Source organism: Propioniciclava coleopterorum, from assembly GCF_011393335.1.
GTDB classification, from domain to species: Bacteria; Actinomycetota; Actinomycetes; order Propionibacteriales; family Propionibacteriaceae; genus Propioniciclava; species Propioniciclava coleopterorum.
Genome location: NZ_CP049865.1, coordinates 2,064,109 through 2,083,116 on the forward strand (window position 1 = coordinate 2,064,109; position 19,008 = coordinate 2,083,116).

The window sequence follows — 19,008 nt, forward strand, 5'->3', positions numbered from 1 at the left end:
GGGTGGTTCTCCTTCGTGGAAACGTTTTTGGTGGTGTCGTGCGGTGCTGGTCAGGCCAGCGTCAGGAAGAGCTTCTCGAGCTCCTCGGTGGTGATGCCGTCGCCCTCACGGGCGGCGTCGGGATCGGTGATGCAGTCCTTCATCGCGGTCGCGATGATGGCGAAGCCGGCCTTGTCCAGGGCGGACGAGACGGCGGCGAGCTGGGTGACGACGTCGCGGCACGAGCCGCCGGCCTCCATGGCGTCGATGACGCCGTTGAGCTGGCCGCGGGCGCGGCGCAGGCGGTTGAGGATGCGGCGGTGGGCGTCGGCGTCGGTGGTCGTCATGGTCGGTCCTTCCGGGGTCGGGGTCGGGGTCGGGTCGGATGCTGGGGTGGCGGGCACGGGCGGCGGGCCAGGCGCGGGCCGCCCCGCGCCCCCGTGCCGCCCGGGTGCGGCGGGGTGCCCACGCTATGCGGGAACGGTCTCCCGCTCGAGGACGTCGGCGGCCCGATCCCCGAGCGTGGCCCGCAGGGTGAGCATCCCGCCCGACAGCGACGCCGAGTCGAACCCGGCCTGGGCCAGGACGCGGTGCGCGATCGCCGACCGCACGCCGGAGGCGCACAGGACGCGCACCGCCCGGCCCGCCGCGGCGGCGTCCACCTCGTCGAGGCGGTCGCGGAGCTGGGTGTGCGGGATGTTGAGCGAGCCGGGGAGGTGGCCGGTCGCGTACTCGGCGACGCTGCGGGTGTCGAGCAGCAGGGCGGTGTCGCGCACCTCGTCGAGCTCGTCGGCGTACCAGAGCCGCAGGGTCTCGTCGAGGACGTTCGAGCCCACCATGCCCGTCAGGTTCACGGCGTCCTTGGCCTGCCCGTAGGGCGGGGAGTAGGCCAGGTCGAGGTCGATGAGGTCGGCGACCGTCATGCGGGCGCGGATCGCGGTGGCGAACACGTCGATGCGCTTGTCGACGCCCTCGGCCCCGACGGCCTGCGCGCCCAGGAGGAGGCCGTCGCCGTCGCGGACGTGCACGATGAGGTGGATCTGCCCCGCGCCGGGGAAGTAGCCGGCGTGCTGGTTGGGGTGCAGGTGCAGGGTGCGGTAGGCGAGTCCCGCGGCCGCCAGGGACGACCGGTTGGCGCCGGTCATCGCCGCGGTGAGCGTCCCGACCCGGACGATCGCCGTCCCCACGGGGGCCGGGATCGGACGCGCCTGCTCGGGGCGGACGATGTGGTCGGCCACCTGTCGGCCGGCGCGGTTCGCGGGGCCCGCGAGCGGGACGGGCCGGCGCACGCCGGTCACGGCGTCCACCGACGCGACGGCGTCGCCGACGGCCCGGACGCCGGGCGCGGACGTCCGGCCGTGCTCGTCCACCAGGATGGCGCCGCGCTCGCAGGCGATGCCCGCGGCCTCGAAGGCCTCGGTGTCGGGGCGGACGCCGACCGACAGCACGACCAGATCGGTGGCCACGCGGCTGCCGTCGCCCAGCACCACGGTGTCGTGGCCGGAGGCGTGCTCGATGGCGGTCGCGGCGACGCCGGCGCGCACGTCGATGCCCAGGGCCCGCAGTTCCTCGGTGACCAGGTGGGCCATCTCGGGCTCCAGAGCGGGCAGGACGTGGGGCGCGAGTTCCACGACGGTCACGTCGAGCCCGCGCTCGGCCAGCGCCTCCGCGGCCTCCAGGCCGATGAAGCCGGCGCCGAGCACGACGGCGCGCCGGGCGCCCGCCTCGACCTTCTCGCGCAGGGAGATCGCATCGTCGACGGTGCGCAGCGTCCGGACGCGCGGGGAGTCGAGGCCGTCGATCGGCGGGCGGATGGCCCGCGCGCCCGGCGCGAGGACCAGCGCGTCGTAGGACAGGTGCCGGACGCCGTCGGGCGTGCGCACCTCCACGGTGCGCGCCTCGGTGTCGACGCCGATGACGTCGTGCCGGGTCCGCACGTCCAGGTTCAGGGCGGCCTCCAGCGACGCCGGCGTCTGGACCAGCAGCTTGTCCGCGTGCTCGATCTCGCCCCCGACGTAGTAGGGCAGGCCACAGTTCGCGAACGAGACGTGCTCGCCCCGCTCCAGCACGACGATGTCGGCTGTCTCATCCAGTCTGCGGGCGCGGGCCGCGCAGCTCATTCCGCCGGCGACGCCGCCGACCACCACGATCTTCATGTCCATCAAGATACCCCCGGGGGTATCGAGATCAAGCCCGGTTGCCTTGCGGTTGCCGCGGCGGACGCCCCGCCGTCGCGGCAAGCGGGTGGCGCGGGCTACCCGCGCGCCTGGCGGCGGTACAGCAGTGTGGCGACCGCGTAGGCGACCGCGAGGATGCCCAGGCACCACGCCAGGGCCACTCCCAGGTCGGCCCCGACGGGACGCCCGGCGAGGAGGTCGCGGATCGCGTTCACGATCGAGGTGACCGGCTGGTTCTCCGCGAACAACCGCAGCGGCCCCGGCATCGTGGCGGTCGGGACGAACGCGGAACTCACGAACGGCAGGAAGATCAGCGGGTAGCTGAACGCGGACGCCCCGTCGACGGTCCTCGCCGTGAGGCCGGGGATCACCGCCACCCACGTCAGAGCCAGGGTGAACAGCCCGAGGATGCCCGCGACGGCGAGCCAGGCGAGCGGCCCGGCGGGGGAGCGGAACCCCATCAGCAGCGCAACCGCCACGACGATGACCAGCGAGACCGCGATGGCCACCAGGGAGGTGAGCACGTGCGCCCACAGCACCGAGGAGCGGGCGATCGGCATCGAGCGGAGTCGCTCCATCAGGCCGCCCTCCTTGTCCTGGAACAGGCGGAACGCGGTGTAGGCGATGCCCGAGGCGATGGTGATGAGCAGGATGCCCGGCAGCAGGTAGGTCACGTAGGGCTCGGGCCCGGCGGAGATGGCACCGCCGAAGACGTACACGAACATCAGCATCATCGCGATCGGCATGAGCGCGGTGGTGATGATCGTGTCGGGGCTGCGGGTGACGTGCCGCAGCGAGCGTCCCAGCAGGGCGGACGTGTCGGCGAGGGCGTGGCTGGTCATCGGTGTTCCTCCGTGGTGGCTGCGGCCGACTGGTGGCCGGTGTCGGGGCCGGCGCCCCCGGACGCCGCGCGCGGGCCGCCGACGAGGGCGAAGAAGACGTCCTCGAGGGTCGGCTGCTTCTCCACGTACTCGACGGTCGCGGGCGGGAGGACGGCCTTGAGTTCGGCCAGGGTGCCGTCGATGATGATCCGACCCTCGTGCAGGATGGCGATCCGGTCGGCCAGGTGCTCGGCCTCGTCGAGGTACTGGGTGGTCAGCAGGATGGTCGTGCCCTTGCCGGACGCCTCCCGCACGGCGTCCCAGACCTCCAGGCGTGCCTGCGGATCCAGTCCCGTGGTGGGCTCGTCGAGGACGATGATCGGCGGGTCGCCGATCAGGCTCATCGCGATGTCGAGGCGGCGCCGCATCCCGCCCGAGTAGGTCTGGACGCGCCGGTCGCCGGCGTCGGTGAGCCCGAACCGCTCGAGCAGCCGTCCCGCGACCGCGCCCGGGGCGTCCACGTGGCGCAGGCGCGCCATCAGGACGAGGTTCTCCCGGCCCGTGAGGACGTCGTCCACCGCGGCGAACTGCCCGGTGAGGCTGAGGGACGCCCGCACGTCGGCGGCCTGGGTCGCCACGTCGAAGCCGTGGACGGTGGCGGTGCCCGCGTCGGCCCGTAGCAGCGTGGCGATGATGCGCACCAGGGTGGTCTTGCCGGCCCCGTTGGAGCCCAGCAGCGCGACGATGCTGCCCGGCTCGGCGCGCAGGTCGACGCCGCGCAGGACGGAGACGTCGCCGAAGGACTTCTCCACGCCGGTGACGGCGATGGCGCTCATGACTGGCTCTTCTCCGCGGCGTCGATGGCCTCGATCAGGCGCCGGCGCTCCTTGTTGACCCACTGACCGTCCGCGTAGGTGCGCAGGAAGTCCTCGGCGAAGGCGACGGGGTCCTCGCCGACGATCGTCCGCACGGGCGTGCCATCGGCCGCGGCCTGCTCGAAGAGGTCGGCCAGATCGTCGGCCATGGTGACGATGACGTCGCCCTTCACGATCGACCCGTAGTAGGTGAGGTAGCGCTCGATGGCCTCGGTGGCCCGGCGGTACGGCTCGGGCAGGGCCGCGACCCGGGCCTTGTAGGCGCGCCAGCGGCGCTTGTCGCCGAGGTCGCCGACGACCTTCTCGAGCAGTTCGTTGATGTTCATGCGTGGTTCTCCTCGTCCCGCAGGGCGGCCAGGCGTCCGTCGAGGAACGCCCAGGTCCGCCAGAATTCGTCCAGTTGGTCGCGGCCCTGGTCGTTGAGCGAGTAGACCTTCCGCGGCGGCCCCTTCTCCGAGGGGACCTTCGCGACGTCGACCAGCCCGCGTTGTTCGATGCGCAGCAGCAGCGCGTACACCGTCCCTTCGGCGATGTCGGCGAACCCCTGCTCGCGCAGCCAGGTGGTGATCTCGTAGCCGTAGGCGGGGCGGGCGGCCAGGATCGCCAGGACGATCCCCTCCAGGGTGCCCTTGAGCATCTCCGTCATCTGCCTGCCCACCGCGTCCTCCTGCTACTCACTGACACTGACTACCAGTACATAGTAACGCCGAGTACCGAGATGGCAAGGGGGTCGGGGCCGTGAGTTTCGCTGTCGGACCTGTCAGGCGGGCTGGCAGTGGGGGCAGACGAACAGTTCGCGCTGCTCCGGGGGCGTCCCAACCGTCACGCGCGTGATCGGGGTGCCGCAGCGCCGGCAGGGGCGCCGCGCCCTTCCGTACGCGAACGGCTCCGGACGCCGCCGCAGTCCGAGCATCAGCAGCGAGGGCAGCCGCTCCACCAGGCGGGCGAGGGTGCCCGGGTCGGCCGCCGCGACCGGCGTAAGCGGGTGGAGGCCCTGCAGGAACAGCGCCTCGGACGCCCAGTAGGTCCCGACGCCGGCGAGGATCCGCTGGTCGAGCAGGGCGTCCCCCAGCGTGCGGTCGGACGCCGCGCGCAGCCGGGCTAGCGCCGCCGAGGCGTCCCACTCGGGGCCGAGGACGTCCGGCCCAGATGGCCGATCAGGGACGCCTCGCGGTCGGTCGGCACCAGGTCGAGCATCCCGAGGCTGAACCCCACCGCCACGTGCGCCCCGGTGACGAGCACGGCACGCGCCAGCGTCCGCGGGCCGGGGATCGGCCGTTCGCCGGTCGCCCAGACGCGCCACGAGCCGTCCATCCGCAGGTGCGTGTGCAGGGTCAGCGGCGGCCCGTCCGCGGCGTCCAGCCTGGTCAGGAGGTGCTTGCCGACGCTCCGGGTACCCACGACGCGGCGGCCCACCAGGCGGGCCGCTGGCGCCGAGGGCCAGCGCAGTTCGGCGCGGGTCAGCACCTCGCCGCTCAGCCGGTCGAGTCGGCGGGCGGTGAGCAGGACGCTGTCACCCTCGGGCATGTCCCCCATGGTGACGCATCGGGAATCACTCGCAGGCGTGCAGCGTGGGCCGGTAGGTCAACTCGAGCGTCCGGCCGTCGAGGACCCGGTGCTCGAGCAGTTCGAGGTCGTAGTCGTCCACCCCGGCGAACAGCGGCTCGGTCCCGGTGTCCCCGGTGAGCACCGGGAACACCGTCACCTGGATCCGGTCCACCAGCCCCGCCGCGAGCAGCGCCCGGTTCAGCGACAGGCTGCCGTGCGAACGCAGCGGGAGCGGCGAGGCCTGCTTCAGCCCGGTCACGACCTCGACGGCGTCGCCGCTCGCCAGGGAGGCGTCCGGCCAGTTCAGGGGGGCGCGCAGCGTGGACGAGATCACGGTCGCGGGGAGATGGGTCATGAGGCTTACCCACGCGTCGCCGACGTCGGGGAACTCGTCCCGGCGGTCGAGGAAGTCGACGAACATCCGGAAGGTGTCGGCGCCGAAGACCATCAGCTGCGGCTCGGAGTAGAGCTCCCGGCGACGTTCGAGCAGTTCGGGGCCCTGTTTGCCCCAGTAGCCGCCCCAGTCGCCGATGGTGGCGCCGTATCCGTCCAGGGTGGAGAACAGGTCGACGGTGTAGGTGGCCAGCATGGCGCCTCCTCATGGGGGAGCCCGACAGCCCCGGCGAGGGTGGCCTCCGGGAAGGGTCGCCTGCGGCCGCCCACCCGCCGGAACGTCGGCACGGGACGTGGTCCCGTGGCCGCCATGGTAGGCACGCCGCGGTCCGTGAGAAAAGGCGTCCCACCCTGCCCGGGTGGGTATCCCCCTGCTCAGAGCGGCCAGGACTCGGGGGCGCCCGCGATCCGGACGGTGATTCCCAGGACGCGGCCCCGGCGGTTCAGCGCGACGTGCGCGACGGCGTCGCCCTCCTCGTGGTGCAGGACGACCCGCCCCACGATCGGCCCCGGCGCGCGGCCCCGAAGGGGCTCCCCGTCCAGGTGGTGCAGGGTCGCCGCGCCGATGCTCTCGTGGGCCCCGATCGCGTCCACGATCTGAGCGCGCACCGTGCGCAGTCGCTTCACGCCGAGGCTCCGCGCGCAGGTGGACGTCATCCGCGCCCTCAGGGACGCCAGGTCGTCGCGCCCGAACAGGGAGGCCGCGTCCCGGGCCGCCGCCTCGGTCGGCGTGTGATCCGGCGCGACCGTGGTGGTCGGGTCGCCGAGTTCGGCGTGGGCGAAGCGCTTGTAGGCGGCCTGCCGCGAGACGCCCAGGGTGTCGGCGATCTCCTGCCAGGTGTGTCCCGCGTCGTGGGCGGCGGTGACGCTCCTGCCCAGGTCGATGTCGGCCGCCGCGACGGCCTCGCGGGCGCGGAGGATCGCCGCCAGGGTGGGGCTGCCCTCGGCCGCCGCTCCGCCCGCCGTGTCCCCACGCTCCGACGGCGCGGCCGGGGTGCCGCCCGACGGTCCGTAGCGGCGATCCTGGGCGTGCCCCGTGGGGGAGTCGGGGCCGGAGCGGCCCTGGAGTGCGACACCCTGGAAGGGGTCGTGCGGGTGGGGTCGGGTCACGGGCGCGCGTCGTCCTCGTGGCGAGAGGCGGTGGACGCCGTCGCGGCGGTGCTGACGGCGCCGACACCGATCGCCACCGCGATGCCGACGATGACCGCCACCCCGGATGGGCGTGCAGCAGGGTGTGGGCGATGACCATCGCGAGGGCGCCGCCGACGAACTGGACCATCTTCGTCATGGACGCCTGTGGCGTGCGGGGCGCGCCGAACAGGGCGGCGTCCCGGCCGAAGGATGCCGGCGCGAACCACGCGCCGACCGCGAACGCCACGGCGCAGAGCGCTCCGACGGCGAGGTCCGGGGCGGTGATGCCGTCGAAGGGGCTGGCCAGCAGGACCGCGAGAGCGACGATCGTGACGGCGATGACGATGCTGAGGGGGGTGCGCATGCTCCACTCTCGGCCCGGTTTCGGATATCTGTCAACCCTGTGTTGACAGATCTGGTCGTTCTGCCGGCGTCCCCTCGCCCGGCTGCGACGCGCGGTCGCCGCCGGGCGATCGGGGTCAGACGACGATGCGGATCTCCCGGACCTGGGTGTTGCCCTTGGTGTCGACGAAGACGCGGTACTGACCCACCCGGTACGTCCCGGCCGCGTTGTTGCGGATTGTGACGGTCTCGGTCAGTTCGACCACGGCGCCGCTGGGATAGGTCTCCGTGACGGTGATGGTGAGGCTGTTCGACGAGCCGGACCCGCGCGTCACGACGGCCGTCGGCGCCACGGACGCGGGGCTCTCCCAGCACGCGTGCAGGGTGAGGTCGTCGGTGACCGGCGTCGCGAAGTCGTACGGCGCCGTGCAGGCGGCGTCGACGGACCAGCCGGTGAATCGGTGCCCGGGCCGGGTCGGGTCGGCGGGCCGCTCGACCGTCGCGCCGTCGTGCACCGCCACGGCGTCGATGGGCGAGCCGCCGCCGGTGTCGAAGCTGACGCGGTGGCCGTTGACCACGAAGATCTCCGACCAGCCGCTGCTCCCGGCCGCGTTCAGGGCGCGGATCCGGAACACGTACATCCCGTTCGGGTCGGACGCCGTGGCGAGCAGCGAATCGGTCTCCGGCGTGGCGAACTGGTTCATCGTCTCCGTGACGAACCTCGTGGGACGAGGCCCGGCGGGGATGTCCGCGACCGACGTCCAGGCGCCGCGACCCTGGTCCCACTGCAGTTCGTACTGCGTGGTGGTCACGTCGGGGTCGGCCCAGACGACCGTGAAGGTGCCCTCATGGACGACGACCTTGCCGGGAGCCGGGATGAAGTCGCTGATCGCCGAGCGGACCTCGTCGTTGATCGTGACGTCGGTGACGCTCGGTGCGACCGGGGCCTGCGTCGCCGCGGGCGCGGGGAGGGCGCCGGACCGGGTCTCGATCTCGGTGCGCAGCGCGGCCGCCTGGGCGTCGGTGCCGGTCGGCCACACGCCTCCCGCGTTCGGGCGGAACGACCAGTCGAACTGGGCCGGCGGGTTGGTCGTCATCGCCGGGTTCGTGGTGGTCGAGCCGGCCGCCACGACGACGCCGATGTCCAGGTCGGGGTCGAAGTTCGCCCGGGACGCGGCGTCCAGGACGTTGGGCTGCAGCGCCAGCGCCGCCTCCCGGAGGTCGGACAGGGCGGCCTCGGTCAGCCCGGGTCGCAGGTCGGAGTCGCGCCGGAAGCCGGACACGTCGGCGGGGAAGTCGCCGTCGGTGGCGACCTCACGGGTCACGATGAAGCCCGGGGCGTCGCCGAAGAAGTGGTTGAAGCCGGCGTTCGCGGTGGCGGACTCGCCGGGCCCGGGCTCGTAGTCGATCGTCTGGCTTCCGCGGGCGTGGCCCTGGCGGCTGCGCAGGAACGGGAAGTTCACCGTGTCGAAGACGTTGCCCTCGGCCCAGATCGTGGCGTTGTGGCCGGCGCCGATGCCGTAGCCGGTGTTCCGGTCCAGCAACTGGTTGTGGTACGGGTGGCCCTGGATGTGGTCGTAGAGGTTGTTGAACACGTGGACGCGCCCGTTGCGGACGCGCGGGGTGCGCTCCTCGGACCCCTGGAACCAGTTGTGGTGGATCGTGCCGTAGTGGGCGCTGATCGATCCGGCGCCGCCGCCCACGAGCATCGCCTTGCTGCTGCCGGCGAAGTGGTTGTAGCCGACGGTGTAGTTGCGGGCGTGGTTGGAGATGTCGACCGCGCCGTCGCCCTTGGCCTGGTCGGGGTCCTGGCCGAGCGCGAGGTGCTTGTTCTGGCCGTAGCCCAGGGTGTTGTGGTGCACCCACAGGTTCGAGCCGCGCGTCCCGGTGCCGCCGCCGTCGAGGTAGATGGCGTCGTCGTACCACTGGTCGAAGTTGAGGTTGCGGAACTCGACGTTGTGGGCGCCGGCGGTGGTGATGCCCCAGCCGAACAGGGTGGCGTCGGGCCCGATGCCCTCGACGGTCACGTTGCCGTTGCCCTTGCCGATCGCGACCATGCGGCTGTCGGTGGCCGCCGGCGGCACGACTGCCCCGGCGCCGGCCTTGGTCGCGGCGACGGTGTCGAAGGAGCCGACGGTGCCCAGGAAGCGGATCACCAGCGGGGTGCGGGCGTCCGCGGCGCCGCCGCGGCCCGCGGTGAAGGCATCGGCGGGCAGCGTGGTCGCCATGGTGTCGTGGCTCACGTAGCGCACGACCGCGGCCGGGTCGAGGCGGCCGTCGGGCAGGTAGCCGCCGGTGGCGCCGTTCGGCGCGGCGGCGTTGGTGCCCGGGAAGTCGGAGACCCGCTGCGTCGAGGGCACGAACGCCGCGCCGTTGCGCGGGAACGACTCGGTCGTCAGGCCGGAGAGGGTGTGGAGCACGGTGGCGCCGTCGGTGGCGCGCACCTGCAGGTCGTAGCCGCCGCGCGGCAGCCCCGGCACGTCGACGCGCCAGGTGTTGCGGGCCGGATCGACCTCGCGCACGAGTTCGGCGTCGGCCTCCTCCCAGGAGGCGAGCCAGCCGGTGATCGGGCTGCCGTCGCGCCAGTCGAACGCGCCGGTCGTCCGCACGAAGACCCGGTAATCGGCGGCGTCGCCGGTCCAGGTGGCGTGCGCGGACTCGAACCAGGTCCCGCCGCTGGCCTGCGCTTCCGCGGCGCGCGCGGTGGTGGCCAGGGCGGGGAGCATGCTGACGGCGAGCAGGGCGCTCGTCAGGATGCCGAGGGATCTCTTCACTCCCATAGGGAAGCTCCTTCGACAAGAAAGCGGTTGCCGGGACGCCAGCACGGCCTTCGGGCGCCGGGAAGGGCTCGCCTCTGAATCGTCGCGCCGCCCGCGTTTGTGACGAGTCGCTCGCGTTTGTGACGAGTCGCTTGCGTTTGTGACGAGTCGCTCGCGTTTGTGACGAGTCGCTCGCGTTTGTGACGAGTCGCTCGCGTTTGTGACGAGTCGCCCGCGTTTGGGACGAGTCGCCCGCGTTCGGTGCAGTCGCCCCCGTAGGAAAGGGGGCATCTGCCACAAAGGGGGGCGACTGCGCCGGCGTGGCGGAGCGCGTGCGATCGCCATGATGCGTAGCGGAGCGGGGCACCCGCGTCTTGGCCGCGTCGCGGAGGCGCCCGGCCTTCGGGCAGACCCGGCGACGAGTCCTTCGTCATCCGATGGGCGTGAACTGGGAAGCGCCGGGTGCCGGGGCCCTTGCTGTCGTTCTGGTGCCCCGAGAAGGAGTCGCCTTCCGCGGGTGCCCTTGTCAGCGCAAACCGGGCGGTGCGCGGCGTCCAGTCGGGGCACCAGAGCGACGTGTGCGCCCCAATCGCCGAGATGAGCGAGGAGAGGCTCCCTGGCGAGGAGAGTGCCTGCCGGCCATGCGGGTCGGCACCCGCACGTCGGCGATCGCGCGGCGGGACGGATTGGCCGTTGACTCGTACCTGGCCGCGATCACGATCGGGTCCGGGTGTGCCCTCACCCCTGGCCGGTCGGCTGGTCCGGATGCGGCCGAGGGGCGCCGGCGTCCACGGTGGGGTCGGCGATGTGGACGGCCACGCCCGCCGCCCGGAAGCCGTCGAGCAGGGCGGCCGGGGCGTCCGGGGTGGTCACGAGGTCGTCCAGGTCGTCCAGATCGGCGAACCGGAACGACGAGGTGCGCGTGAGCTTGGTGCCGGTCGCCAGCAGGACGACCCGGTTGGCGGCCGCGCGCATCTCGCGCTTGATGCGGGCGTCCTCCCAGGTCGTCGTGGTGAGGCCGTGGGTGGGCGAGGCGGCGCAGGCGCCGATGAAGGCGAGGTCGGCGCGGACGTTCCGGATCGCGTCGATGGACGCCGCCGCGCCGGCCGCGAGGGTGTCGGGCAGGAGGGGGCCGCCCGGCGTGACGACCTGGCAGGCCGGGTCGGTGCCCAGCACCACGGCGGTGTGCAGTGACAGGCACAGGGCGGTGAGGGGGCGGCCGCGCAGTTCGTGGGCCACCGCCACCGTGGTGGTGCCGTTGTCGAGGATGATCGACTGGTCCGGCTCCACCAGCGCGGCGGCCACGCGGGCGATCGCCGCCTTCAGGTCGTGTTCCTCGGCGGCGCGGACGTGGTGCGGCATCGGCGTGCCCCGCTGGTGGACGCGGACCGCGCCCCCGTGGATGCGCCGGAGCAGGCCGCGGCCCTCGAGGTCGGCCAGGTCGCGGCGGATCGTGACCCCGGAGGCGCCCGTGAGCTCGGACAGGGCCTCGACGGAGACGGGCTGGTGGCCGATCGCCCGAATGATCACTTTGTGGCGAGATGATCGTTGCACATGATCATTTGAGCATGAACCATGGGGTCATGACCAGCGGACGAGCGAAGGGAACGATCATGAATCGGCCGTGGCGGAGGGGACTGCAGGACGTGCTCGAGATGGGCGGCGTCGTGGTGGCCGTGGAGGCGATCGTCGACCCGGGGCTGCGCGCCTCCCGGGTGCCGACGGGCTGGGCGGTCGAAGCGGGCGCGGCCCCACGTCCCGCGCGTCCGACGGGGCTGCGCACCGACGTCCGGCACGCCGCCGGCCTCGCGCCCGAGGTGTCCGGCGAGGACACCGACGGCCTCAACGCCGCCCGGCAACTGCTGTGGCTGCTCGACCTGCTCGGCGTCCCGTGGTGCTACGTCACCGACTACTCCGAGGGTGAGGCGGTCGTGCAGTTGCTGATGGCGCAGGTGCCGGTGAAGCCGGTGCTCGGCGACCTGACCGCCTACGGGCTCGCGGGCGCCGCGCACGCGATGGGCGTCCCGGCGCTGAGTTGCGCGGCGCTCCTGCCCGACCGGCACGGCCCGCACGACGAGGCGGTCCTGGCTGGGATCCTGCCGCTCACCCTGGGACGCGTCTTCGGCGACGTCCCGGACGCCGCGGGCGACGTCCCGGCATCGGGCGGCGCGCTATCGGGCGTCGGCTGGGCCGCCCGGCTGGCCGGGGCAGTGGAGCGCTTCCAGTCCGAGGGGCTGCGCCGCACCGCCGCGGTGCTCCGCCCCGCGTGAGCCTCGCGCCGGCGTGAGCGACGCTCGCCGCCCGCGGCCGGGCGCGCGCCGCCGCGCCCACGTTTGCGGCAGTCGCCCCCGTTGCACCGTGGGCGGCTGACGCGAGCGGGGCGGCTCGCTGCATACGGGGGCGACTGGGCGTGTGCGCGGCGGCGAGGCGCGTCTGGTTAGGGTGGTGGTTCAGGACGGCCGCGGCGAGGCGCCGCGCGCCGGGACTCACCCCCGAGCCCAGGAGACTGCATGTTCACCGAGTTCCTCCGCGACCATCTGTTCACCGTCGGCTGGTACGGCCTCATGGCGTTCGTCTGGCTGGGATGGTCGCAGGAGGCGCCGCCGAAGAAGCTGCGGGTGTGGCTGGGCATCGCGTCGGTCGTCGGCCTCGGCCTGGCCGTCTTCTTCGGCATCCAGGTGGCGCGGCACTGGAGCGAGCCCGCCGCGCTCGACACCCGGCTCGGCTGGTACACCGCGCTCGTGGCGGCGGAGGTGGTCGCCGCCGGCGTCGGCGCGATCGTCCTGGCGCGCCGCGGCGCCTCCCGGTGGATCGCCTGGTGGGTGGGCATGGTCGTCGCCGTCCACTTCATCCCGCTCGGCTTCATCCTCTCCGACCCCGCCAACGTGGTGCTCGGGCTCGTCCTGACCGGCGTCCTGGTGTGGCTGGTGCCGCGCCTGCGCGCCGACGACCGGCCCACCAGCCGGCTCGTCGGTCCCGTCCTGGGCTTCTCACTGCTGGGTTTCGCCGTCGTCTCCGCCCTGATGGCGCTGCCGAAGTTGTAGCGGGACCTCCGGCCCGGCGAACGAGGCCCGTGGAGCGGCGCTACACCGTGTGGTCGTGGGCGCCCGGGGACATCAGCCGCGCCAGCGTGGACGCAGAAGCGAGCATCGCGGAGGTGGCCGCCGCCAGGTGGGCGTCGCCGGGCGGCTCGCCCGCGATGGTGGCGAGCAGCACGGCCCGGCGGACGAGTTCGCGCGCGAAGGAGGCCGTCGTCCCCTCGGTCGCCGTCGCCGCCTCGGCGATCCCGGCGTCGCTGAACGTGTCGGGGGCGGGGGAGTACAGCCGCAGCAGCCGGCGGCGGCCCTCGTCGTCCGGCAGGGGGATCTCCATGGCCAGGTCGATCCGGCCGGGACGCTGGGTCAGGGCCCGCTCCATGTCGTCGACGCGGTTGGTCGTGAGCAGGAAGGTGACGTCGGCGTCCGGGTCGAGGCCGTCCATCGCGTCCAGCACCTCGAACAGCAGCGGCTTGAGGCCGCCCATCATGTCGCGGTCGGACGCGATCAGGTCGCAGTCCTCCAGGACGACGATCGCGGGTTCCAGCTTGCGCGCGAGCCCCGCCGCGAGCCCGATCGCGCGCAGCGTCTCGCCCGACAGCAGCACCACCGTGTGCTCCGGCGTCCCGCTGAGCAGGTGGCGGACGGTGTGGGTCTTGCCCGAGCCGGGCGGACCGTACAGCAGCAGCCCGCGCTTGAGGTGCTGCCCTTGGGCGCGCAGCGCGTCGGTGTGGGCGGCGAAGCCGATGACCTGCTCGCGGATGCGGTCCAGGACGCCGGCCGGAAGGATGACGTCCTCGGCGGGCAGCTCGGGACGCTGGACGAACGTGACCCCGTTCGCCGTCGCCTCGTAGCCGGTGGCGTCCAGGGTGATGACCTGGCCGCGCAGCACGCTGTGCTCGATGGAGAGCGCCCGGAGTTCGGCCAGCAGTCGCTGGGCGACCGTCCGGTCGGAGCACAGCACCTCCAGGCCCGCCTGCTCGCGTCCGTAGCGGGGGTTGGGTTGTCGCAGCAGCACCGCGACGGGCTGCCCGTCGTAGCGGAACAGCCGGACGCCGAACCCCAGGCAGGTCCGCTCGGTGTCGGGACCCGTCGGGAGACTCGCGTAGTCGACCGGCCCCACCGACGTGTGGGCGAACGCGTGCCGCTGCAGCATGTCGGCGAACTCCGCGTGGTGCCGCATGTCCCCCGTGACGCCGATGAGCACGGCGTCCGGGTCGCGGTCGGCGAGCATCTCGAGGGCGATGTCGGCGTCGACGTAGCGGTGGGCGGGGATCCGGTCGGCCACCACGGGCACGGCGGCGGCGTCGGCGCCCAGGTGCGCGCTGAGCCGGGCGGTCAGCGGTTCCCCGCCCGTGGAGAGGCTGTGCCGCTGCACGATGTCGAGCAGTTGCTTCAGGGTGTCGAGCGTCTCGGTCTCAGGGGTGCCGGTCATGGCGGCAGCGTAGGGACGCGCGCGTCCCGCCGAGAGGGGAGGGCTCCACCTCGTGCGGGGCCGCGCCGCGGCCGGACGCCGCCGCGGCGCGGTGTGCCCGTCAGCGGAGGAGCACGAGCTCCTGGGTGGCGCGGGTCATCGCGACGTAGCGGTCCACCGCGCCGGCGACGCCGGGGCCGAAGGCGTCCGGATCGAGCAGGACGACCAGGTCGAACTCGAGGCCCTTGGCCTGCTCGGGCGGCAGCGCGAGGACCCGCTCGCGCGGCGCGGGCAGCGGCCCGGTGCCGATGATGCAGGCGACCCCGTCGTGGGTGGCGAGCCAGTCGGACACCACGGCGTCCAGGTCGCCCGGCGACCCGTGGCGCACCGGGATGCCGGCGCGGCGGATCGACGTCGGCACCGAGGCGTCGGGCAGGGCGGCGAGGATGATCGGCGCGGCGACGTCCATCACCTCCTGCGGGGTGCGGTAGTTCACCGTCAGCTCGGCGCGCCGGACGTGGTCGAAGCCGAGGCGTCCGAGCCGGTCCTCCCAGGCTTCGGCGAAGCCGCCGCGGGCCTGCGCGCGGTCGCCCACGATCGTGAAGCTCCGCGACGGGCAGCGGCGGATCAGCATCGCCCACTGCGCGTCGGTGAGCTCCTGGGCCTCGTCGACGACGATGTGCGCGAACGGCCCCGCGAGCGGGTCGCGACCGTCGTCGAACCCGGACTCGTCGACCAGCGCCTCCCGGATGCTGGCGCGGCGCAGGTACTGCAGGCCGCTGTCGGGGTCGTCGTCGGTGCGCAGCAGGTAGTCGACCACCTCGTCCATCTCCGCGCGGTCGCGGGCCAGACTGGCACGGCGCTCCTGCTGCTTCGCGGAGAACTGCGGGTCGCCCAGCCGGGCGCGCATGGCGTCCAGCAGGGGCAGGTCGGCGTCGGTCCACGGTGAGCCCTCGGGACGCCGCAGCGCGCGGGCGTCCTCGGGGTCGATGCCCGGGACGCAGCGGCGCAGGTAGGCGGGCACGGCCCACAGGTCGGCGACGAGGTCGTCGGCGTGCAGGATCGGCCAGGCGGTGCGGAACTGGTCGCGGAGTTCGGCGTTGCGGGCCAGGTCGGCGCGCAGTTCGTCGGGCTCCTCGCCGGCCTCGCGCTCGACGAGTTGGGTGAGCAGGGCGTCCCACACGTCGTCGCGGGCCTCGTTGTGCGGCGTGCCCGGGTCGACCTCGGCGAACGCCTGCGCCCAGTCGTCGGCCGTCACCGCCACGTCGCCCCAGCCGGTCTCGAGCGCGGTGTCGTCGGTCGGCGGTTCCTCGTACAGCGCCACCGCCGGCTCGATCGCCGCCACCAGCGGCAGGGACGCCTTCAGCGCGGCCACGCGCGGGTCGGGTTCGGGGATCGCGTCCGCCGCTTCGGGGACCAGGTCGGCCGGCGTGCAGGTGCGCACCCCCTCCTCGCCGAGGCTCGGCAGCACGTCCGCGACGTAGTCGAGGTAGGGCTGGTGGGGGCCGACCACCAGGACGCCGCCGCGATGGCCGCCCAGCCGGGGGTCGGCGTAGAGCAGGTAGGCGGCCCGGTGCAGGGCGGCGACGGTCTTGCCGGTGCCCGGGCCACCCTCGACGACCAGCGCGCCGCGGGAGTCGGCCCGGATCACCGCGTCCTGGTCGGCGGCGATGGTGGTGAGGACGTCGCGCATCCGGCCCGTCCGGCGCTCCCCGAGGCTCGCCAGGAAGGCGGAGTCGTCGTCGAGCGCCAGACCGGCGCGGGCGGCCGGGCCGGCGTCGGGGTGGAGGAGTTCGTCCCAGTAGTCGACGATCCGGCCCAGCGACCACCGGTACCGTCGCCGGCTCGCGACGCCGCGGGGCTCGGCGGCGGTGGCGGCGAAGAAGGGTTCGGCCGCCGGGGTCCGCCAGTCGATGAGCAGCGGCTCCTCCTCGGGGCCGGTCGCGCCGATCCGGCCGATGAAGGTAACCGTCCCGTCGGGGGCGACGACGCGGCCCAGGCACACGTCGCGCCCGAACCGGCGCAGGATGCCGAGGCGTCCGGACAGGCGGTGGATGTCGAGGTCGCGGTCCAGGGCCTTGCGGCCGCGTCCGGCGGGCTCGGCGCGGAGCCGGTCGAGGTCGGACGCCAGCGCGGCGGCCTGGGCGTCCAGCGTGGCGGCGACGCGGGACAGGTGCGCCTCGTCGGCGCCGATGCGAGAGGGGTCGGCCTTGGCGGCCAGGCGAGGGGGAAGGTGGAAGATCGGATCGCTCACGGGTGCTCCTGGGTCGGTGCTCGTCGCGCCCGTCGGGGCGGCGACGGCTACCGAGTATGCGCGCCGGGGAGGGCCTTGCGGCAAGCCCCCGGTGGGTCTATAGATTTGAAGTGCAGGGACGCTCGCGGGTCCGCGGGTCCGCGGCGCGAGGTCTCCACAACCCCGAGAGGCAGCCTGCGGAGACACAACCCTGGAGACGCAACCCCAGGGATCAGAGCATGCGTCGACGCGCGCGGATCACGCCGCGGGACCCGGCGGCGCCTCCACGGGGCGCGGCACGTACTCCAGCAGTTGGATGCCCGCGTCGAAGGTCCGGCTCTGCACCAGATCGAGCAGCAGGTCGGGGTAGCCGTCGAAGATCCGCTCGCGCCCCGTCAGCCCGGTGATGACCGGGAAGATGACCACGCGGAACCGGTCGACCAGGCCCGCATCGAGGAGTGCCCGGCACAGGCTCAGGCTGCCGAGGGTGCTCAGAGGCGGCCCGTCCTGCTCCTTGAGCGCTCGCACCGCCGCGACGGCGTCCCCCGTCACCAGCGTGGTGTTCGGCCAGGCGAGCGGCTCGCGCAGCGTCGAGGAGAACACGTACTTCGGGGTCGCGGCGAGGGGATCGTCCTCCCCGGCGGCCGCGAAGCCCGACATCAGCCGGTACGTGGTCGCCCCCATGAGCAGCGCATGCTCGGGTTGGTCCGCCAGCCAGGCCAGGTACTCGGGCCCCTCCATGCCCCAGAACCCCGGCCACCCCTCGGCGGCGGCGTACCCGTCGAGGGAGATGATGAAGTCGATGGTCAGTGTGCGCATGACGCACCTCCCGATGTTCGTCAGCCCTGATAGCCGATCAGCCAGGTGACGCCGAACCGGTCGCGGACCTGGCCGTCGTGGTCGCCCCACGGGCGCACCTGCAGCGGGTCGAGGATCTCGCCTCCCTCGGCGAGGTCGGCGAACCACTCCTCGAGCACCGCCGGTTCTGCCGTCCCGAGCAGCGCGAAGAGCAGGCCGTCGACGCGCAGGGATGCGTCGCCCTCGTCCGCGTCGGTGGCGAACAGGTCCACGGGACCGTTGAGCATCCCGTGCGCGATGGCGTCCGGGCGGGTGTCGCGCCCGAAGTCCGCGTAGGTGTGCAGGACCAGTTCGCCGCCGAAGACGCCCTGGTAGAACGTGAGCGCTTCGCGGGCGGTGCCGTCGAGGAAGAGGTACGGGGTGAGACCGGTCATGCGTCCACGCTACGACGCGCGCGCCGATTCGGGAACGCCCGCGGTGCCGCGGGACCAGCGGTCCGGGTCACTGGAAGTCGTCGTAGGGGACCACGGGCGCATACCGGTCCTCCTGGTCGCGAGCCATGAGGTCGATGCGCCAGAAGTCGCCCGGCGCGAACGGGACCAGGCTGTCGCAGCGTCGGTAGACGCCGTCGGGGCCGAACAGCGAGTCGCTGCCGTACCACTCCGCCCCGGTGCCGTAGCGGACCTCTTGGAGGCGCATGACGGGCGGAACACCGATGCGGGAGGCGATCGATGGTCATGTGCAGGCTGATCGCGACGGGGTCACCTAGCGGTGCAATGAGGTTTGGTTGCCCGGGTGGAAGCGGTCTGGCATCATGAAAGCAAGCCAGGCCACTGCGGTGAGTGCTGGAAGTGAACCCGGGATTTCCTGCCGGACGACAGGGCCCGGGTTTCGCGTTGTTCGGGCTCAGTGCCTACGGCGCGCGCTCGATGAATGTGATCTTGCTGGCGAGCCGGTCGAAGAGCTCCGGTTCCCCGCAACGTCGGGCCGTGACCATGCCGCACAAGGCGTCAGGAATCCACAGCAAAGGTTCGTCTCGGCCCACTTGGTGGTCGATCCGCATGGTGCTGTTGAGGAGGCGCCGCTGGCGAAGGTGGTCGAGCATCTGCCGGTCGCGTTGATCGTCCTTGGGACCCCGCGATTCGAGGATGACCTGGTCCACACCCAGGCCTGCCAGTTCGGGGAAGAGCACTCCCAAGGTGAGCCGTCGGCGACGCTCCGATGTGGCGTGAACCTCGTGAGGTGAGGTGACCACCACGAGGTGTTCGATGTCGAGTGCAGCGAGCGTTTCCGTGATCCGGGCCTGGCGACGCGACTGCTCATCGCGCCAGTGGAGCTTGACCTGGCCGGGGAGGAGCAGCCCCGCCATGGCGAGACGGGTCGGCTCACACTGCCGCAGGGTCGTGATGGCGGCCCCCATGATGTACGTGCCGGGGTCGTCCCGCGTGTTCGAGCCGGACTCATCGACCCACGCGATGAAGGCGTCATCGATCACGGTGGTGC

At 73.1% G+C, this 19,008-nt stretch carries 20 protein-coding genes and 1 pseudogene; 2 read left to right on the forward strand and 19 right to left on the reverse strand.

The genetic code is table 11. The features are described 5' to 3' along the window. Nucleotides 1–50: 50 nt before the first annotated feature. The 13 genes and pseudogenes from G7070_RS09900 to G7070_RS09950 form a co-directional block, all read right to left on the reverse strand. Nucleotides 51–326, reverse strand: coding sequence for a metal-sensitive transcriptional regulator (locus tag G7070_RS09900; protein ID WP_166233603.1), 276 nt, complete (start codon nt 324–326; stop codon nt 51–53). Nucleotides 327–449: 123 nt separating this feature from the next. Further along, nucleotides 450–2,135 (reverse strand): FAD-dependent oxidoreductase, encoded by a 1,686-nt coding sequence (locus tag G7070_RS09905; RefSeq protein ID WP_166233604.1) that lies wholly within the window; start codon nt 2,133–2,135, stop codon nt 450–452. Between the two features lie 98 nt (nt 2,136–2,233). After that, nucleotides 2,234–2,998 (reverse strand): ABC transporter permease, encoded by a 765-nt coding sequence (locus G7070_RS09910; RefSeq protein ID WP_166233605.1) that lies wholly within the window; start codon nt 2,996–2,998, stop codon nt 2,234–2,236. After that, complete coding sequence (locus G7070_RS09915; protein WP_166233606.1) at nt 2,995–3,813, reverse strand: ABC transporter ATP-binding protein; 819 nt, start codon at nt 3,811–3,813, stop codon at nt 2,995–2,997. Before G7070_RS09915 ends, G7070_RS09910 begins: the two co-directional genes overlap by 4 nt. Next, nucleotides 3,810–4,178: a DUF1048 domain-containing protein gene (locus G7070_RS09920; protein WP_166233607.1), complete on the reverse strand. Its 369-nt coding sequence runs from the start codon at nt 4,176–4,178 to the stop codon at nt 3,810–3,812. The genes G7070_RS09915 and G7070_RS09920 overlap by 4 nt, the downstream gene beginning before the upstream one ends. Then, nucleotides 4,175–4,510: a PadR family transcriptional regulator gene (locus tag G7070_RS09925; protein ID WP_166233608.1), complete on the reverse strand. Its 336-nt coding sequence runs from the start codon at nt 4,508–4,510 to the stop codon at nt 4,175–4,177. Before G7070_RS09925 ends, G7070_RS09920 begins: the two co-directional genes overlap by 4 nt. 102 nt (nt 4,511–4,612) lie before the next feature. After that, a complete protein-coding gene (locus G7070_RS18690) occupies nt 4,613–4,789 on the reverse strand; it encodes a zinc finger domain-containing protein (RefSeq protein WP_246227846.1) in 177 nt (58 codons plus the stop codon). A gap of 21 nt (nt 4,790–4,810) precedes the next feature. Next, a pseudogene (locus G7070_RS18695) lies at nt 4,811–4,948 on the reverse strand (DNA glycosylase); the annotation flags it as partial. A gap of 5 nt (nt 4,949–4,953) precedes the next feature. Further along, a complete protein-coding gene (locus tag G7070_RS18700) occupies nt 4,954–5,379 on the reverse strand; it encodes a DNA-formamidopyrimidine glycosylase family protein (RefSeq protein ID WP_246226994.1) in 426 nt (141 codons plus the stop codon). Between the two features lie 25 nt (nt 5,380–5,404). Then, nucleotides 5,405–5,989: a dihydrofolate reductase family protein gene (locus G7070_RS09935; RefSeq protein WP_166233609.1), complete on the reverse strand. Its 585-nt coding sequence runs from the start codon at nt 5,987–5,989 to the stop codon at nt 5,405–5,407. 179 nt (nt 5,990–6,168) lie between these two features. After that, nucleotides 6,169–6,903: a hypothetical protein gene (locus G7070_RS09940; RefSeq protein WP_166233610.1), complete on the reverse strand. Its 735-nt coding sequence runs from the start codon at nt 6,901–6,903 to the stop codon at nt 6,169–6,171. Between the two features lie 500 nt (nt 6,904–7,403). Next, nucleotides 7,404–10,046: a pectate lyase family protein gene (locus G7070_RS09945; RefSeq protein ID WP_166233611.1), complete on the reverse strand. Its 2,643-nt coding sequence runs from the start codon at nt 10,044–10,046 to the stop codon at nt 7,404–7,406. Between the two features lie 717 nt (nt 10,047–10,763). After that, complete coding sequence (locus tag G7070_RS09950; protein WP_166233612.1) at nt 10,764–11,579, reverse strand: DeoR/GlpR family DNA-binding transcription regulator; 816 nt, start codon at nt 11,577–11,579, stop codon at nt 10,764–10,766. A gap of 29 nt (nt 11,580–11,608) precedes the next feature. On the opposite strand from G7070_RS09950, the gene G7070_RS09955 reads away from it, so the two are divergent. After that, complete coding sequence (locus G7070_RS09955; RefSeq protein WP_166233613.1) at nt 11,609–12,295, forward strand: hypothetical protein; 687 nt, start codon at nt 11,609–11,611, stop codon at nt 12,293–12,295. 240 nt (nt 12,296–12,535) lie between these two features. Beyond that, nucleotides 12,536–13,069 carry a hypothetical protein gene (locus tag G7070_RS09960; protein WP_166233614.1) on the forward strand — a complete coding sequence of 178 codons (534 nt, stop codon included), beginning with the start codon at nt 12,536–12,538 and terminating at the stop codon, nt 13,067–13,069. A 40-nt stretch (nt 13,070–13,109) separates the two neighbouring features. Here G7070_RS09960 and G7070_RS09965 read toward each other — a convergent pair whose 3' ends face one another. The 6 genes from G7070_RS09965 to G7070_RS09990 all read right to left on the reverse strand — a co-directional run bounded on the left by G7070_RS09965 (nt 13,110) and on the right by G7070_RS09990 (nt 19,000). Then, nucleotides 13,110–14,495: an AAA family ATPase gene (locus G7070_RS09965; protein ID WP_166233615.1), complete on the reverse strand. Its 1,386-nt coding sequence runs from the start codon at nt 14,493–14,495 to the stop codon at nt 13,110–13,112. A 100-nt stretch (nt 14,496–14,595) separates the two neighbouring features. Then, the gene (gene helR, locus G7070_RS09970) at nt 14,596–16,728 is read right to left on the reverse strand and encodes an RNA polymerase recycling motor ATPase HelR (protein ID WP_166233616.1); all 2,133 of its coding nucleotides are present in this window, start codon (nt 16,726–16,728) and stop codon (nt 14,596–14,598) included. A 237-nt stretch (nt 16,729–16,965) separates the two neighbouring features. Beyond that, on the reverse strand, nt 16,966–17,526 hold the full coding sequence (locus G7070_RS09975) for a dihydrofolate reductase family protein (protein ID WP_166233617.1): 561 nt from the start codon (nt 17,524–17,526) through the stop codon (nt 16,966–16,968). Nucleotides 17,527–17,546: 20 nt separating this feature from the next. After that, nucleotides 17,547–17,939: a VOC family protein gene (locus G7070_RS09980; protein ID WP_166233618.1), complete on the reverse strand. Its 393-nt coding sequence runs from the start codon at nt 17,937–17,939 to the stop codon at nt 17,547–17,549. A 67-nt stretch (nt 17,940–18,006) separates the two neighbouring features. Beyond that, complete coding sequence (locus G7070_RS09985) at nt 18,007–18,204, reverse strand: hypothetical protein (protein ID WP_166233619.1); 198 nt, start codon at nt 18,202–18,204, stop codon at nt 18,007–18,009. A gap of 214 nt (nt 18,205–18,418) precedes the next feature. Further along, nucleotides 18,419–19,000, reverse strand: coding sequence for a hypothetical protein (locus G7070_RS09990; protein WP_166233620.1), 582 nt, complete (start codon nt 18,998–19,000; stop codon nt 18,419–18,421). Nucleotides 19,001–19,008 lie beyond the last annotated feature (8 nt).